This is a genomic window from Pantoea agglomerans, from assembly GCF_020149765.1.
GTDB classification, from domain to species: domain Bacteria; phylum Pseudomonadota; class Gammaproteobacteria; order Enterobacterales; family Enterobacteriaceae; genus Pantoea; species Pantoea alvi.
In genome coordinates this window covers 965,182-981,097 of the sequence record NZ_CP083809.1, presented here as the reverse complement: position 1 = coordinate 981,097, position 15,916 = coordinate 965,182, and the positions used below count along the sequence as shown (strand labels likewise).

At 57.4% G+C, this 15,916-nt stretch carries 17 protein-coding genes; 7 read left to right on the top strand and 10 right to left on the bottom strand.

Annotated features, from left to right (window positions below):
* Positions 1-7: 7 nt before the first annotated feature.
* The 5 genes from lepA to rpoE form a co-directional block, all read right to left on the bottom strand.
* Positions 8-1,807, bottom strand: coding sequence for a translation elongation factor 4 (lepA, locus tag LB453_RS07245; RefSeq protein WP_103794385.1), 1,800 nt, complete (start codon positions 1,805-1,807; stop codon positions 8-10).
* Between the two features lie 217 nt (positions 1,808-2,024).
* Positions 2,025-2,489 carry a SoxR-reducing system protein RseC gene (gene rseC / locus LB453_RS07240; RefSeq protein ID WP_103794386.1) on the bottom strand — a complete coding sequence of 155 codons (465 nt, stop codon included), beginning with the start codon at positions 2,487-2,489 and terminating at the stop codon, positions 2,025-2,027.
* On the bottom strand, positions 2,486-3,442 hold the full coding sequence (gene rseB / locus LB453_RS07235) for a sigma-E factor regulatory protein RseB (protein WP_103794387.1): 957 nt from the start codon (positions 3,440-3,442) through the stop codon (positions 2,486-2,488). The genes rseC and rseB overlap by 4 nt, the downstream gene beginning before the upstream one ends.
* Positions 3,442-4,095, bottom strand: a complete 654-nt coding sequence (gene rseA / locus LB453_RS07230) for an anti-sigma-E factor RseA (RefSeq protein ID WP_103794388.1) — start codon at positions 4,093-4,095, stop codon at positions 3,442-3,444. The genes rseB and rseA overlap by 1 nt, the downstream gene beginning before the upstream one ends.
* Before the next feature lie 27 nt (positions 4,096-4,122).
* The gene (rpoE, locus tag LB453_RS07225; protein ID WP_010617748.1) at positions 4,123-4,701 is read right to left on the bottom strand and encodes an RNA polymerase sigma factor RpoE; all 579 of its coding nucleotides are present in this window, start codon (positions 4,699-4,701) and stop codon (positions 4,123-4,125) included.
* Positions 4,702-5,131: 430 nt separating this feature from the next.
* On the opposite strand from rpoE, the gene nadB reads away from it, so the two are divergent.
* A complete protein-coding gene (gene nadB / locus LB453_RS07220; protein WP_103794389.1) occupies positions 5,132-6,754 on the top strand; it encodes an L-aspartate oxidase in 1,623 nt (540 codons plus the stop codon).
* On the opposite strand, the gene trmN is transcribed toward nadB, so the two are convergent.
* Positions 6,739-7,488 carry a tRNA(1)(Val) (adenine(37)-N(6))-methyltransferase TrmN gene (gene trmN / locus LB453_RS07215; RefSeq protein WP_103794390.1) on the bottom strand — a complete coding sequence of 250 codons (750 nt, stop codon included), beginning with the start codon at positions 7,486-7,488 and terminating at the stop codon, positions 6,739-6,741. The two genes, nadB and trmN, sit on opposite strands and share 16 nt — an antisense overlap.
* Positions 7,489-7,643: 155 nt before the next feature.
* Between trmN and srmB the strand changes: the two genes are divergently transcribed.
* Positions 7,644-8,972 (top strand): ATP-dependent RNA helicase SrmB, encoded by a 1,329-nt coding sequence (srmB, locus tag LB453_RS07210; RefSeq protein ID WP_103794391.1) that lies wholly within the window; start codon positions 7,644-7,646, stop codon positions 8,970-8,972.
* Positions 8,973-9,189: 217 nt separating this feature from the next.
* Here the strand turns inward: srmB and grcA are convergent, their stop codons facing one another.
* Entirely contained in the window at positions 9,190-9,573 is a 384-nt protein-coding gene (grcA, locus tag LB453_RS07205) for an autonomous glycyl radical cofactor GrcA (protein ID WP_103794392.1), read from the bottom strand.
* A gap of 258 nt (positions 9,574-9,831) precedes the next feature.
* On the opposite strand from grcA, the gene ung reads away from it, so the two are divergent.
* Entirely contained in the window at positions 9,832-10,515 is a 684-nt protein-coding gene (gene ung, locus LB453_RS07200) for a uracil-DNA glycosylase (protein ID WP_103794393.1), read from the top strand.
* Positions 10,516-10,571: 56 nt separating this feature from the next.
* Here the strand turns inward: ung and grpE are convergent, their stop codons facing one another.
* Positions 10,572-11,153 (bottom strand): nucleotide exchange factor GrpE, encoded by a 582-nt coding sequence (gene grpE / locus LB453_RS07195; RefSeq protein WP_033754166.1) that lies wholly within the window; start codon positions 11,151-11,153, stop codon positions 10,572-10,574.
* 123 nt (positions 11,154-11,276) lie between these two features.
* On the opposite strand from grpE, the gene nadK reads away from it, so the two are divergent.
* From nadK to bamE, 3 genes are all read left to right on the top strand, one after another.
* Positions 11,277-12,155 (top strand): NAD(+) kinase, encoded by an 879-nt coding sequence (gene nadK / locus LB453_RS07190; protein WP_103794394.1) that lies wholly within the window; start codon positions 11,277-11,279, stop codon positions 12,153-12,155.
* An 83-nt stretch (positions 12,156-12,238) separates the two neighbouring features.
* Positions 12,239-13,900, top strand: a complete 1,662-nt coding sequence (gene recN, locus LB453_RS07185) for a DNA repair protein RecN (RefSeq protein WP_103794395.1) — start codon at positions 12,239-12,241, stop codon at positions 13,898-13,900.
* 196 nt (positions 13,901-14,096) lie between these two features.
* On the top strand, positions 14,097-14,444 hold the full coding sequence (gene bamE / locus LB453_RS07180; protein WP_103794396.1) for an outer membrane protein assembly factor BamE: 348 nt from the start codon (positions 14,097-14,099) through the stop codon (positions 14,442-14,444).
* A gap of 68 nt (positions 14,445-14,512) precedes the next feature.
* Here the strand turns inward: bamE and LB453_RS07175 are convergent, their stop codons facing one another.
* Together LB453_RS07175 and LB453_RS07170 are read right to left on the bottom strand one after the other, a co-directional pair.
* The gene (locus LB453_RS07175; RefSeq protein ID WP_103794397.1) at positions 14,513-14,806 is read right to left on the bottom strand and encodes an RnfH family protein; all 294 of its coding nucleotides are present in this window, start codon (positions 14,804-14,806) and stop codon (positions 14,513-14,515) included.
* Positions 14,799-15,233: a type II toxin-antitoxin system RatA family toxin gene (locus LB453_RS07170; RefSeq protein ID WP_033754055.1), complete on the bottom strand. Its 435-nt coding sequence runs from the start codon at positions 15,231-15,233 to the stop codon at positions 14,799-14,801. The genes LB453_RS07175 and LB453_RS07170 overlap by 8 nt, the downstream gene beginning before the upstream one ends.
* A gap of 159 nt (positions 15,234-15,392) precedes the next feature.
* On the opposite strand from LB453_RS07170, the gene smpB reads away from it, so the two are divergent.
* On the top strand, positions 15,393-15,875 hold the full coding sequence (gene smpB / locus LB453_RS07165; RefSeq protein ID WP_033754058.1) for an SsrA-binding protein SmpB: 483 nt from the start codon (positions 15,393-15,395) through the stop codon (positions 15,873-15,875).
* The last annotated feature ends 41 nt before the right edge of the window (positions 15,876-15,916 follow it).

Below are 15,916 nucleotides of genomic sequence, written 5' to 3'. Positions count from 1 at the left end.
GGGATCCTTATTTGCTGTCCTTACCGACATGCAGAATGGCGAGGAAGGCTTCCTGCGGCAGCTCAACGTTACCCACCTGCTTCATGCGCTTTTTACCTTCTTTCTGCTTCTGCAACAGTTTCTTCTTACGGCTGACGTCGCCGCCGTAGCATTTAGCAAGTACGTTTTTACGCAGCTGCTTCACGGTTGAGCGAGCAATGATGTGGTTGCCGATCGCCGCCTGAATCGCAATGTCGAACTGCTGACGCGGGATCAGATCTTTCATCTTCTCAACCAGCTCGCGACCGCGATACTGCGAGTTATCACGGTGGGTGATCAGCGCCAGCGCATCGACGCGCTCCTGGTTAATCAGTACGTCTACGCGCACCATGTCAGACGCCTGGAAACGCTTGAAGTTGTAATCAAGCGACGCATAGCCGCGCGAGGTCGATTTCAGACGGTCAAAGAAGTCGAGAACCACTTCCGCCATCGGAATATCGTAGGTCAGCGCTACCTGGTTGCCGTGGTAGACCATATTGGTCTGCACGCCGCGCTTCTCAACGCAGAGCGTAATGACGTTGCCCAGGTACTCCTGCGGCAGCAGCATATGACACTCGGCGATCGGTTCGCGCAGCTCTTCGATGTTGTTCAGCGGCGGCAGCTTCGACGGGCTGTCGACGTAGACAATTTCGCCGCTGGTGGTTTCAACTTCGTACACTACGGTTGGCGCGGTGGTGATCAGATCGAGATCGTATTCGCGCTCCAGGCGCTCCTGAATGATCTCCATATGCAGCAGACCCAGGAAGCCGCAGCGGAAGCCGAAGCCGAGCGCGGTAGAGCTTTCCGGCTCATAGAACAGCGAGGCGTCGTTAAGGCTCAGCTTGCCGAGGGCGTCGCGGAAGGCTTCGTAGTCGTCGGAGCTGACCGGGAACAGACCGGCATAGACCTGCGGCTTCACTTTCTTAAAGCCAGGCAGCGCTTTCTCCGCCGGGTTGCGCGACAGCGTCAGGGTATCGCCCACCGGCGCGCCAAGGATATCTTTGATGGCGCAGACCAGCCAGCCCACTTCGCCGCAGTTAAGCTGCGTGCGGTCGACCTGCTTCGGCGTGAAGATGCCGAGGCGATCGGCGTTGTAGACCTGGCCGGTGCTCATCACTTTAACTTTGTCGCCTTTGCGCAGGGTGCCGTTTTTCACGCGGATCAGCGAGACGACGCCAAGGTAGTTATCGAACCAGGAGTCGATAATCAGCGCCTGCAGCGGACCTTCTGGATCCCCTTCTGGCGGCGGAATATCGCGCACCAGACGCTCCAGCACTTCCGGCACGCCGACGCCGGTTTTCGCCGAGCAGCGCACCGCATCGGTGGCGTCGATGCCGACGATATCTTCAATCTCCTGCGCCGCGCGTTCCGGATCGGCGGCGGGCAGGTCGATTTTATTCAGTACCGGCACAACTTCCAGATCCATCTCAATCGCGGTGTAGCAGTTCGCCAGGGTCTGCGCTTCTACGCCCTGTCCTGCATCCACCACCAGCAGCGCGCCTTCGCAGGCCGCCAGCGAGCGCGATACTTCATAGGAGAAGTCGACGTGCCCTGGGGTATCGATGAAATTGAGCTGGTAAGTTTCGCCGTTGAGCGCTTTGTAATCGAGCGTCACGCTCTGCGCTTTGATGGTAATGCCGCGCTCGCGCTCCAGGTCCATTGAGTCGAGAACCTGCGCCGCCATCTCGCGATCGGTCAGGCCACCACAGATTTGAATCAGGCGGTCAGAGAGCGTCGATTTACCGTGGTCAATGTGCGCGATGATGGAGAAGTTTCTTATGTGCTTCATTTATATGAATATCTTCACGTAGAAAAACAGTTGAGAACCTGAGCACAGACACATTCAGGAAGATCGCTCTTTACCTACAATCCTGTCAGCCTCATTAATGACGACGCATATTACACTGTTAAGGCCGCGCATAAAAGAATGGAACGTAGCGGAATCACAACACTTTTTGGCGAGAAACAGGCGCTAAAAGGCCGCGATATACGCGGCCTGCAGAGGATTACGCTTCGCTTTCCACGCGCAGGGCGTCAGGTGGAAGCGCAACGTTCAGAATGATGGGCTGAAAAGCAGCGCGATCGCCTACTTTCATCGACACGCCTTTGGCGACGATAAAGCCGCCGATGCCGCCGAGCAGCGCGCCGCAGGCCGCCGCCAGATCGCTGTGAAACAGCGCCTGGAACAGGCTAGCCAGCAGAAACAGCCCAAACAGCGGCGTCATATAGACCAGCAGCGCCGAACCGAGCAGGCTGCTCTCTTTGATGCCAAGCTCAACGCGCTGGCCAGGCTGCAGCGGCGTCGCGCTGACAATCTCCATTACGTGCGCATCTTTCGGCCCCAGTTTGTTAAGCATATGGCTGCCGCAGCCTTTACGCGCCGAGCAGCTGTTGCAGGAGGTTTTCGCCTCTGTATGCAGCGTGGCAATGCCGTCACGCCATGCCACCACCGTGGCCCACTCTCTCATCATCGTTGCGACCCCAAATCAATACTGTCCGCTATGCGTTTTGCCGTGGCGGGTGGTAGTTCGCCCACGACGGTGATTTCGCTATTATTGCGCACTTCGGTCTGTACCGTACGACGTCCTGTGCGCAACGTCTGCGTGACGCTGCTTTTATCGGCCGGAGTAATATTGATGGCGAAGCTGAACAGGCCGTCGCTGTAGAGGCGCGACTCAACGGTTTTATTCATTGCCGGAATGTCGCGTCGGCTTTGCGATACCAGCTTCATGCCCGCAGGCACCCAGCCTGGCTGCCAGCCCAGCGTCACCTTCTCGCCTTCCGGCACCGAAAGCGACGGCGGCAGATTAGCTTTTTGCAGTCCCTGCATAAGATTGCGCACGCCTTCGTCAACCGCGAAGCTAATGACGCGGAACTGCTCCAGCGTTTCACCGTCGCGATCCAGCAGATCGATGCGCAGCGGCAGTTTCGTGTCGACGTCGAGCCACACCACATAGCTATAGCGCGTACCGTCGCGCGAGACGATGCGGATCACCTCGCAGAGCTGATCGGCGATGCGCGAACGCCCCACCGGGATAAAATCCCAGGCGCTGGCGAGCTGAGAGAAGTCAGCAAAGATGGGCGACGGCAAGGCGTCAATGATGTTTTGACCGGGCAAAGAGAAAGGATCGAGCCCGGGTTCGAAATAGCTGATATCGCCGCCGCGCTGAATCACTTCACGACGCGGGCCGTCCATCTGCAGCAGCTGCGCATAGACGCGATTATCGATCACCGCGTGACGATAACGCAGCGACTCGATGCCGATGCGCGAGACGTTGATATAAGCGAATTCGTAGTTGAGGGTCTGGCTTGCCTGCTCCATCTGCTGTAACAACGCCCCGGACGCGGAGGTTTGCGCCGGGGCGGTAGATGACCAAAGCAGGCTGCCTGCCAGCAGGCTAACGGCGCACCAAAGCTGCTTCATTACTGCTGTTGCGTACCTAAGGTCTGATTACCGGGAACGTCCGCCTGCGCCTGCTGCGGGGCGTTGGTTTCAAACTGCAGGCGATCGGAGTGCAGACGGCGCTGCAGTTCATAATCCTGCAGCATCGCGTTAACGCGACGGCGCTGCTCCTGAACCTGCTGGTTAGCACCACTGGTGTCAAAGGCGTCAGACGGCACGCCCAGGCTGACCGGCGATGCCTTGCCCATCATCGGCAGCGTATTAAACACTGGCGAATCAGAAGGTTCGGCGGAGGTGCCGCTCGGCTGGTTGTAGTGCTGTACGCCGACGATTACCGCCAGCGATACGCACGCCGCCACGCCAACCTGCGTCAGCTGTGCCGCCCAGGGGCGCATTTTGCGCCAGAAAGGCATCTTAGCCACGCTGGCCGGTTCAGGCTGAGATTCAACAATCAGCGGCGTAACCTTACGGGCTGGCTCTTGTTCAAGGGCCGCCGCGACGCGCGCAGAGATATCGAAGTGCAGCACATCGCCTACATCCCCGCGCATGGTGTCGCGGATAAGATGATAGCTTTTCCAGCGCTGTTGCAGCTCTGCATCCTGAGATAGTGCTGACAGCAGCGCGTTATCGAGCGCCTCGCCATCCATCAAAGCGGAAAGTTGTTCTTTCTGCATGCCTAAGTACCCTTCCAGTAGCCGTTATCACTGACGTTGGATAAGCGGTTGAACTTTATTATCAATGGCCTCTCGCGCACGGAAGATACGTGAACGCACTGTACCGACCGGGCAATCCATAATGGCGGCGATCTCTTCGTAGCTCAGTCCGTCCAGTTCCCTGAGCGTAATCGCCATACGCAGATCTTCAGGGAGTGCCTCAATGGTACGAAAGACAATTTGTTTCAGTTCGTCTGACAACATTAAGTTCTCAGGGTTCGAAATTTCTTTTAACGCGCCAGCACTTTCGAAATTTTCTGCATCGATCGCATCCACATCGCTGGATGGCGGGCGACGCCCCTGAGCAACCAGATAATTTTTGGCGGTATTGACCGCGATACGATAAAGCCAGGTATAGAACGCGCTATCGCCGCGAAAGGATTCCAGCGCGCGATACGCTTTGATAAAGGACTCCTGCACGACATCAGGCACGTCTCCCGACGGGACGTAGCGGGAAACCAGGCTCGCCACTTTATGCTGGTAGCGAATAACCAGGAGGTTAAATGACTTCTGATCTCCCTTCTGCACCCGCTCTACGAGTACCTGATCCGTTAACTGCTCGCTCATCCGAGGTAATGTCTCCCCAAATTCTTTTAAATGCGTAAAGGAACTGCCAGCACATCTTCATGGTTCTGAGCAAGCATCCGCTTAGAGTCGTGGTGCGGCAAAAAGTTCACTTAACGCGCTGATGATGACTCTTCCAGACGCGCTGTCATTTGTTTTTCATTCTCAAGACAGTGTAATCCAGACTGCGGCTATCAACGCAGAATCGCAGGCAGAGTACCCTATGACAGAGGCTTTTTCATCTTTAAATCCTGTCCGGGCGCCGCGTTTTATATAAAAAACACATCTTATTTGGCTTTTTCTTTAACTGTTTGTTTTTACGTATATCCGCCGGTTAATTGATCTAAGGCAAGCGCCTGCGCGTTTAAAATACTTCACAACAGAACGGGAAACGCCTATTCTCAAGCCACCCTTGTTTAGTAAATTAAACACCATGGCACATTCACTCTCCCCCGATTATCAGTGCGATATTTTAATCATCGGCAGCGGCGCGGCGGGTTTGTCGCTGGCACTGCGGCTGGCGGCACATTATGACGTGCTGGTACTGAGCAAAGCGCAGGTCAGCGAAGGCTCAACGCTTTACGCGCAGGGCGGCATCGCCGCAGTCTTTGATGAGACCGACAGTATCGAATCTCATGTGGAGGATACGCTGATTGCCGGCGCCGGTCTGTGCGAGAGCGAGGCGGTTTCGTTCGTCGCCAGCAACGCGCGCCACTGCGTGCAGTGGCTGATTGATAACGGCGTCGCCTTCGATCGCGATCCGCAGGCGGCAGGCGATATGCCCTATCATCTGACGCGCGAGGGGGGCCACAGCCACCGACGCATTCTTCACAGCGCCGACGCCACGGGGCGCGCGGTTGAAACCACGCTGGTGAGCCAGGCCCTGAGCCATCCCCGCATTCATATTCTGGAGCGCAGCAACGCGGTCGATCTGATCCTGTCGGACAAGCTGGGCCTGCCAGGCCCGCGCCGCGCCGTCGGTGCCTGGATATGGAACCGCAACCGCGAGCAGGTGGAAACCTGCAGCGCCCGCGCGGTGGTGCTGGCAACCGGCGGCGCGGCAAAGGTCTATCAATACACCACCAATCCCGACGTCGCCTCCGGCGACGGTATCGCGATGGCGTGGCGCGCCGGCTGCCGCGTCGCCAATCTGGAATTCAACCAGTTCCATCCAACGTCGCTGTTTCATCCCGAGGCGCGCAGCTTTCTGCTCACCGAAGCGCTGCGCGGCGAAGGTGCCTGGCTGCTGCGGCCCGACGGCAGCCGCTTTATGCCCGACTTTGACGCGCGCGCCGAACTGGCGCCGCGCGATATCGTGGCGCGCGCCATCGACCATGAGATGAAACGGCTCGGCGTCGACTGCGTCTACCTGGATATCAGCCACCAGCCGGCAGCGTTTATCCGCGAACACTTCCCGACGATTTATGAAAAGCTGCTGACGTTCGGCCTCGACCTGACGCGGGATCGCATTCCCATCGTGCCCGCCGCGCACTATACCTGCGGTGGCGTTATGGTGGATGCGCGCGGGCGCACGGACATCGACGGGCTCTACGCTATCGGCGAAGTGAGCTATACCGGCCTGCACGGCGCCAACCGCATGGCCTCTAACTCGCTGCTGGAGTGCCTGGTTTACGGCTGGTCGGCTGCGGAAGATCTGATTCAGGGGCTGCCGCAAAGAGCCGCGCCTGACCAGCTGCCCCCCTGGGATGAGAGCCGCGTTGACGATGCGGACGAGCGCGTAGTGATCCAGCATAACTGGCACGAGCTGCGGCTGTTTATGTGGGATTACATGGGGATTGTGCGCACCACGCGCAGGCTGGAGCGCGCGCTGCGCCGCATCAGTCTGCTGCAGCAGGAGATCGACGAATACTACGCCCATTTTCGTCTCTCCAGCGACCTGCTGGAGCTGCGCAACCTGACGCAGGTCGCCGAACTGATGGTGCGCTGCGCGCTGGAGCGCAAAGAGAGCCGCGGGCTCCATTTTACCCGCGACTATCCCGATATGCTGCCCGACGCTAAGCCAACGATCTTAACGCCTTCCTACATAAAAAGATAAAAGTCGCGGGTCAGGCTGCACCAGGCTTCCGAGTAGCGCGTATCCTGATTGCGGATTGCCATGCGCTCCAGCAGCGTTTCCCCCGCGCTGGGGGAGAAGCCGAGCAGCACGCGATGCGGCGGCCGGTGCGCATATTCCGCCACGTCGATGCGAAAACGCAGATGCCAGCCTGACGCCTGCGCAAGCGCGATCGTTGATTGCCCTATCGCTTCCGGCAGCACGACGCAGAAGAAACCCTCTTCGTCGATTAAACGCGCGGCGTAGCGCAGCAGGCTGGCATGATCCAGCGTCGCCGTCGAGCGGGCCGCGTCGCGCGCTGGCGTGGCGCAGGCGACGTCGGGTGGATAATAGGGGGGATTGCTGACGATCAGCGAATAGCGCTGCTGGCAGCTGTCGGCGAAAGCGGCAATATCCTGCTGATGGACGCGAATGCGCGCCGCCCACGGCGACTGCGCCACATTCTCCTGCGCCTGCTGCGCGGCGGCAACATCCAGCTCGACCGCGTCGACAGGCACCGTATCAGCCGTGCGCTGCGCCAGCATCAGGGCGATAAGCCCGCTGCCGCTGCCGATATCGAGCACCCGGCGCGCATTGGCTACCGGCGCCCAGGCGCCCAGCAAAATGGCATCGGTGCCGACTTTCATGGCGCAGCGGTCGTGCGCCACAAAGAATTGTTTGAAGGTGAAACCGTTTCTTTTTAATACCGGCCGCACATGCGGCTTTTCCTGCGTCATACTCTGCAACCATTACCTTTTTTCCTGCCGTGCGGCAGCGCTTCAGTGTAACGTGACGGCGTGAGGAATACACGTAATGGGCTGGCCGGCGCGGATTAACAGATGAAGATTGCGTGCGATCTGTCTATAATCAGCGCCCCAAACTGAGGTAGACCATGACAGTAACCACATTCTCCGAACTCGAACTCGACGAAAGCCTGCTGAAAGCCCTGCAGGATAAAGGCTTTACTCGCCCTACCGCCATTCAGGCCGAGGCGATCCCGCCCGCGCTGGAGGGCCGCGACGTTCTGGGTTCGGCGCCTACCGGCACCGGGAAAACCGCCGCGTACCTGTTGCCGGTACTGCAGCACCTGATCGATTTTCCGCGCAAGAAATCGGGGCCGCCGCGCATCCTGATCCTGACCCCTACCCGCGAACTGGCGATGCAGGTCGCCGATCACGCGCGCGAGCTGGCGAAACATACCCATCTCGATATCGCCACCATTACCGGCGGCGTGGCGTATATGAACCACGCGGAAGTGTTCAGCGAAAACCAGGATGTGGTGGTGGCGACCACCGGTCGTCTGCTTCAGTACATTAAAGAAGAAAACTTCGACTGCCGCGCCGTTGAAACCCTGATCCTCGACGAAGCGGACCGCATGCTGGATCTGGGCTTCGCGCAGGATATCGAAACCATTGCGGGCGAAACCCGCTGGCGCAAGCAAACCATGCTCTTCTCTGCCACGCTGGAAGGCAACGCGATTAAAGATTTTGCCGAGCGTCTGCTTAACGATCCGGTTGAAGTGGAAGCCGATCCCAGCCGTCGCGAGCGTAAAAAGATCCAGCAGTGGTACTACCGCGCCGACGATCTGGAGCATAAAACCAAACTGCTGGTTCATCTGCTGAAGCAGCCGGACGTGACGCGCTCCATCGTCTTCGTGCGCAAGCGCGAGCGTCTGCACGAGCTGGTGCAGTGGCTGCACGATGCGGGAATCCGCTGCTGCTATCTGGAAGGCGAAATGGTGCAGGCTAAACGCACCGAGGCGATCAAACGCATCACCGACGGCCGCGTCAACGTGCTGGTGGCGACCGACGTTGCCGCGCGCGGTATCGATATCGAGGATGTGAGCCACGTCTTTAACTACGATATGCCGCGCACCGCCGATACCTATCTGCACCGCATCGGCCGTACCGCACGCGCCGGACGTAAAGGCACCGCGCTGTCGCTGGTAGAGGCGCACGACCATCTGCTGCTCGGCAAAATCAGCCGCTATCTGAACGAGCCGCTGAAACCGCGCGTGGTCGACGAACTGCGTCCGGTGACGCGCGCGCCAAGTGCTAAAACCACTGGAAAACCGTCGAAAAAGGCGCTGGCGAAACGCAAAGAGAAAAAAGAGAGCGAAGCGGAAAAGCCGCGCGTGAAGAAACGTCATCGCGACACTAAAAACGTGGGCAAACGCCGCAAGCCAAGCGCTGCCGCGCCAGCCAGCGGCGATGCGGAATAAATCAGCACCACAATAAAAAAATCGCCTCAATCGAGGCGATTTTTTTTAGTTAAGCGGGCAAAACGGCGATTATTGTCAGTGGTATAAGGCTAACGCCTTAAGTCTCAGGTTCTCCTCACGCCGCCTGTGCTGAAAAATAAAAATCTTACGCGTTATTAATAACCTGCCTTTGACAGCGACGTGGGTGATTTTTCTGCACGCGCTCAACGTTGCCCTGTTACAGGCTTTCAGTGAAGGTACGAGTTATCACGTCGCGCTGCTGTTCCGGCGTCAGCGCGTTAAAGCGCACCGCATAACCTGAAACGCGAATCGTCAGCTGCGGATATTTCTCAGGATGCTTAACCGCATCTTCCAGCGTTTCACGGCGCAGCACGTTAACGTTCAGGTGCTGACCCCCTTCGATACGCACCTGCGGCTTCATCTCCACCGGCACTTCGCGCCAGGCGAATTCGCCCAGCTCGCTAACGGCTACAACCTGATCTTCTTCATAACCCGCTTTTGCGCACAGGCAGCGCGCTTCCGCTTTTTCGTCGTCGATCAGCCAGAAAGAGTTCATCAAATCGGGGTTATTGGTTTGAGTAATTTGAATGCCAGTGATCATAATCAGTTCTCCAGAACATGGCGCCATCCTGCCTGGCGCGGTAGGTAAATCAATATCGCCCTGATATAACACTCGCTTCTCGCGGAAGTTTTGACCTTAGTCAATTTTCACAACCGCACTTTTCACTGCTAATTTCAATTAATTGATTCAGATAAATTTTTAACTAAAAAATATTTTGTAAATTTCAAATATTTTTTACCTTCAACCTGGTGCGGTGAACCGTTAAGCTAACGGCATCGATCTATAAGGGAGCAGACCATGACGGATAAACTGACCTGGCACGACGAGCTGGCCGAAGAGAAAGAGAAGCCCTACTTTACCGAAACCCTGAAACTGGTAGCCAACGAGCGGGCGGCTGGCGTGACGGTTTATCCGCCGCAAAAAGATGTCTTTAATGCGTTTCGCCTGACAGAGCTGGGTGACGTCAAGGTGGTGATCCTCGGCCAGGATCCCTATCACGGCCCGAATCAGGCGCACGGTCTGGCCTTTTCGGTACTGCCCGGCGTGCCGGTGCCGCCCTCTTTGCAGAATATGTATAAGGAGCTGGAGCAGGAGTTTCCCGACTTTAAGCGTCCACAACACGGCTTTCTCGAAAGCTGGGCGAAACAGGGCGTAATGCTGCTGAATACGGTGCTGACCGTGGAAGCGGGCAAGGCGCATTCCCATGCGCGCTTCGGCTGGGAAACCTTTACCGATAACGTTATCGCCGCAATTAATGCGCATCGCGAAGGGGTGGTGTTTTTGCTCTGGGGCTCGCACGCGCAGAAGAAAGGCAGCATTATTGACCGACAGCGCCATCACGTTTTGCAGGCGCCGCATCCGTCACCGCTTTCTGCCCATCGCGGCTTCTTTGGCTGCGGCCACTTCGCACAGGCCAACGACCTGCTGACGCAGGCAGGCGAGAAACCGATCGACTGGATGCCGCAGCTGCCTGCCAGCTGAGCCACCAATAAAAACGGCCGCATCACCGTGCGGCCGTCTGACTTCTTTTGTAATGCTTAGCTTTTCGCTTTGGCGACCGCAACCATCGCCGGGCGCAGCAGGCGACCGTTCAGCGTATAGCCGCGCTGCATCACCATCATCACATGGTTAGGGGCCACGTCGTCCGACTCCATCATCGACATCGCCTGATGAATTTCCGGGTTAAACGGCACGTTGGTATCGCCCACGACTTCAACGCCGAACTTGCGTACCGCGCCCAGCAGCGATTTCAGGGTCAGCTCGATCCCTTCAATCATTGATGCCAGCTCCGGGTTCTCTTTGTCCGCAACTTCCAGCGCGCGCTCAAGGCTGTCGATAACCGGCAGCAGCTCATTGGCGAATTTTTCCAGCGCGAACTTATGCGCTTTTTCTACGTCAATTTCGGTGCGACGGCGGATATTTTCCACTTCCGCCTGCGCGCGCAGCTGAGCGTCGCGAACGCCGGTCTGCAGCTGCGCCAGTTCAGCTTCCAGCTGCGCAATACGCTCATCACGCGGATCCACCTCTACTGCCGTCTCCGCTTCCTGAGGTTGCTGCTGATCCTGTTGAATTTCGTCTGAGACTTGCTCGTTTGGGGTGTTCTGTTCTTTACTACTCATGAATTTCTCCGCGTTTTGCACATTCATCTCGCCAGTCCGCTTATTATGGGGATCGGTTTGACGGTTTCAAGGGAACCCATCACATTGCCTTGCCGTTTTGGCTTATGAGGAAAGACCCACCAAATGAACAAACACTTTAACTGCATTGGTATTGTAGGCCATCCGCGTCACCCTACCGCTCTCACCACGCATGAGATGCTGTGGCGCTGGCTGACGTCCAAAGGTTATCAAGTGATTATTGAGAAGCAGATCGCGCAGGAGCTCAACCTACAGGATGCCCAGACCGGCACGCTGGCGGAGATTGGACAGCAGGCGGACCTGGCCGTTGTGGTCGGCGGCGACGGCAATATGCTCGGCGCGGCGCGCGTGCTGGCACGCTACGACATCAAGGTGATCGGCATTAACCGCGGCAACCTCGGCTTTCTCACCGACCTCGATCCTGATAACGCGCAGCAGCAGCTGGATGAGGTGCTGCAGGGAAACTATTTTGTCGAAAGCCGCTTTCTGCTGGAGGCGCGCGTCTGTAAAGAGGCGTGCTCGCCGCGTCTCGGCCTGGCCATTAATGAGGTGGTGCTCCATCCCGGCAAAGTGGCGCATATGATCGAGTTCGAGGTCTATATCGACGAGGTGTTCGCCTTCTCGCAGCGTTCCGACGGCCTGATTATCTCGACGCCGACCGGCTCGACCGCCTACTCGCTGTCGGCGGGCGGCCCGATTTTAACCCCTTCGCTCGACGCCATCGCGCTGGTGCCGATGTTCCCGCACACCCTGTCGGCGCGCCCGCTGGTGATCAACAGCAGCAGCACCATCCGACTGCGCTTTTCTTCGCGCCGCAGCGATCTTGAGATCAGCTGCGACAGCCAGATCGCCCTGCCGATTCAGGAAGGAGAAGATGTCTTAATTCGCCGCAGCGAGAACCACCTCAACCTGATTCATCCTAAAAACTACAGCTATTTCAATACGCTGAGTTCCAAGCTGGGCTGGTCGAAAAAATTGTTTTAATTTCAGCGCGCCCTCTTTACTGGATAAAAAACCAGTTTATACTGTATGAAAAACCATATCTGTTTTTCCATACAGGTGATTCTATGCTGGCACAGCTGACCATCAGTAATTTCGCTATCGTTCGTGAGCTCGACATTGATTTCCAACGCGGTATGACGGCGATTACCGGTGAAACCGGCGCGGGTAAGTCTATTGCTATTGACGCGCTCGGTCTGTGCCTCGGCGGCCGCGCTGAAGCGGATATGGTGCGTCAGGGCGCCGCCCGCGCCGACCTCTGCGCCCGCTTTAACCTTAAGTCCTCCCCCTCTGCGCAGCGCTGGCTGGAAGAGAATCAGCTGGATGACGGCAACGAGTGTCTGCTGCGTCGCGTTATCAGCGCCGATGGCCGCTCGCGCGGCTTTATCAACGGCACGGCGGTGCCGCTGTCGCAGCTGCGCGATCTGGGTCAGCTGCTGATTCAGATCCACGGCCAGCACGCGCACCAGCTGCTGCTCAAGCCTGACCACCAGAAACACTTGCTTGACGCCTACGCCGGCCATGACGAGCTGCTGCGACAGATGCGCAGCGACTATCAGGCATGGCATCAGAGCTGCCGCAATCTGGCGCAGCATCAGCAGCTGTCGCAGGAGCGCGAGGCGCGCCGCGAGCTGCTGCAGTATCAGCTGAAAGAACTCAACGATTTCGCGCCGCAGGCGAACGAGTACGAGCAGATTGACGAGGAGTACAAGCGCCTCGCCAACAGCGGACAGCTTCTCTCTACCAGCCAGCAGGCGCTGCAGCTGCTCGCCGACGGTGACGACAGCAACCTCAACAGCCTGCTCTACACCGCTCGTCAGATGGTGACCGAGGTTGTCACCCTGGATGACAAGCTGAGCGGCGTGCTCAATATGCTGGAAGAAGCGGCGATTCAGCTCAGCGAGGCGAGCGACGAGCTGCGTCACTACGTTGACCGGCTCGATCTCGATCCCAACCGTCTCTATGAGCTGGAGCAGCGTATCTCCCGCTATATTGCGCTGGCGCGCAAGCATCACGTCGCACCGGAAGGGCTGGCGGAGCTGCATCAGCAGCTGCTGACGGAGGCGGAGCTGCTTTCGCAGCAGGAGAGCGATCAGGAGAGCTTGCAGGCGTTAGTGAGTGAACACTATCAAGCCGCGCTGCGCAGCGCGGAGCGTCTGCATCAGCAGCGCCAGCAATATGGTGCTGAACTGGAACAGCTGATCACCCAGAGCATGCATCAGCTATCCATGCCGCACGGTCGTTTCACTATCGCGCTGGCCTTCAACCCCGATCACCTCACGGCGGATGGCGCGACGCGTATCGACTTCCAGGTAACCACCAACCCAGGCCAGCCTCTGCAGCCGCTGGGTAAAGTCGCGTCCGGCGGTGAGCTGTCGCGTATTGCGCTGGCGATTCAGGTGATTACCGCGAAGAAGATGGAAACCCCGGCGATGATCTTCGACGAAGTGGACGTCGGCATCAGCGGCCCGACCGCCGCCGTAGTGGGACGCTTGCTGCGCCAGCTGGGCGAATCGACCCAGGTAATGTGCGTTACCCACCTGCCGCAGGTGGCGGGCTGTGGCCATCAGCACTTCTTTGTCAGCAAAGAGACCGATGGTGCCATGACCGAAACCCATATGCAGGCGCTGGACAAGCGCGCGCGCCTGCAGGAGCTGGCGCGTCTGCTGGGCGGCAGCGAGGTCACGCGTAATACCCTCGCTAACGCAAAAGAACTTTTAGCGGCGTAACAGCCGCACTTTCTTCCCGCTGCGTGGTCATATGCTTGCTCTGTCGATGTAGAGGTTTCCAATAGCGAAAAGGTTTATTATCATCGGCTACTTATGTCGCCTGAATAATAAAGCCTGCCGCAGGCAGAGTTCAGAATTTGATGGCAAAAAAACAGCCTGAGAAAAAGGCGTTTGGCCCCAGAAAAGGAATGTAGAGATGCGCTGTAAAACGCTGACTGCCGCGGCAGTGGTAATGTTGATGATGACCGCCGGATGCTCCACCCTTGAGCGCGTGGTTTACCGCCCAGATATCAACCAGGGCAACTACCTGGTCGCCAACGATGTGGCGAAAATCCACAACGGCATGACCCAGCAGCAGGTCGCCTATACGCTTGGAACGCCGATGATGCGCGATCCCTTTGGCAGCAACGTCTGGTATTACGTGTTCCGTCAGGAGCCAGGTCATGAAAAGGTGAAGCAGCAGACGCTGACCCTTACCTTCGACAGCAACGGCATCTTGACCAATATCGACAACAAGCCGAACCTGACCGCATCGCAGGACTGATTGAATACGCAACAAAAAAGGCGCCGCTGGCGCCTTTTGCTTTTCTGGCAGGCCGGTACTGACCGGCGTTACTTTTTCCCGCCGGCTGAACGTTCAGCGCGCTGCCGCCGCAGCTCTTTGGGATCGGCGATCAGCGGACGGTAGATCTCCACCCTGTCGCCTTCCTGCAGCGTATCGCTCAGCTTTACCGTACGGCTAAAAACGCCCACCTTGTTTTGGCTGAGGTCGATATCGCGGCGCAGCTCAAGCAGGCCGGATGCGACGATCGCCTGCTCGACAGTGCTTCCCTCTTCCAGCGTGACGACGCGCTGATACTGTTTCTCCGGCAGCGCGTAAACCACCTCAACGGAGATCTCAGGCACTGTAGACCTCTTTGGCGCGCTGAGTGAAGGCCTGCACCATGCTGTTGGCCAGCTCTTTAAAGATGCGGCCGAACGCCATTTCCACCAGCATATTGGTGAACTCAAAGTCGAGGCTAAGCTCAACCTTGCAGGCATCGTCGCCCAGCGAGATAAACTGCCATCCGCCGGTAAGCTTGCGGAACGGCCCGTCAACCAGCTGCATATGGATGCGCTGATTGTCGGTAAGCGTGTTGCGCGTGGTGAATGTCTTACTGATGCCCGCTTTTGAGACGTCTACCGAGGCCGTCATCTGATTTTCAGAGGATTCCAGCACGCGACTGCCGGTACAGCCCGGCAAAAACTGTGGATAGGCATCCACGTCGTTGACCAGTTGGTACATTTGCTCAGCGCTGAAGGGCACCAGCGCTGAACGACTAATCTGAGCCATAATGGTTCCTGTTCATCACAAAACCGCTGAATTGTAGCATTTCCAGCGATCAAACAAAAATTCCCCGCATTGAGAGGTGTGCTAGAATATCCCGTTTCCCGGTGCCCCGCTGGACAAGGGGTGCGATGGCCGCCTAAGTGATGTAAAATACGCCGCACTATGACAAAGAAAAAAGTACATAAACCCGGTTCTGCCACTATTGCCCTTAACAAACGCGCCCGTCATGAATACTTCATTGAAGAGGAGTTCGAAGCGGGATTGTCGCTACAAGGATGGGAAGTCAAATCGCTCCGTGCGGGTAAAGCCAACATTAGCGACAGCTATATTCTGCTGCGCGATGGCGAAGCTTATCTGTTCGGCTCAACCTTCCAGCCGCTAGCCGTGGCCTCTACGCACGTTGTCTGCGATCCGACGCGCAACCGTAAGCTGCTGCTTAACCAGCGTGAACTTGACTCGCTCTATGGCCGCGTAAATCGCGAAGGCTATACCGTTGTTGCGCTGTCGCTTTACTGGAAGAACGCCTGGTGCAAGCTGAAGATTGGCGTTGCGCGCGGTAAGAAAGAGCATGACAAGCGCGACGATATTAAAGAGCGCGAGTGGAAGCTCGATAAAGCGCGCATCATGAAAAATCGCAACCGCTAATCACTGGATAGTTTTAAAGATTTTTGCTAGAGTAGTTGGTT